Genomic DNA, 625 nt, shown 5'->3' on the forward strand with positions numbered 1-625 from the left:
ATACTAATCGATACCCTATGCGCAAGTACCTTGCGGCTATGCCAATCAATCACAGCACATAAATAAACAAAGCCTTTTGCCATAGGGATATACGTTATATCCGTAGACCACACTTGATTACTGCGCAGAATAGCCAACCCTTTGAGCAGATATGGATATTTACGGTGAGCTTGATTAGCCTGGCTTAAATTTGGTTTGCAATATAACGCCTGAATACCCATTTTCTTCATTAAAGTACGTGTATGACGTCGTCCTATATGATGCCCTTGACGATTCAACAAATCACGCATCATACGACTGCCTGCAAAAGGATATTGCATATGTAATTCATCAATACATCGCATCAGTTTCAGATCTGATGAGCTAACAGGTTTTGGGCGATAATAATAACAACCACGAGAGACTTTCAGTAACTTAGCCTGTTTAGATACTGAAATCTGAAGTGAGTGATCGATTAACTTTTGTGGTTGAAGCGGCCCAGTTTCTTCAACACACCTTCTAAAAAATCAATTTCTAATGCCTGCTCACCGATTTTTGCATGTAACTTTTTAAGATCAATGGGGGGTTCTGATGGAGCTTTTGATTGATCGAAAGCTTGCGAGGAAGCTGAGATCAATTGATTTTT

General features: G+C 39.5%; 1 pseudogene. It reads right to left on the bottom strand.

Annotated elements, in window-relative coordinates:
- Positions 1 to 625: pseudogene (locus AC1M9D_RS14060) on the bottom strand (IS3 family transposase); the annotation flags it as partial.

Source organism: Acinetobacter sp. ANC_7682 (genome assembly GCF_056779795.1).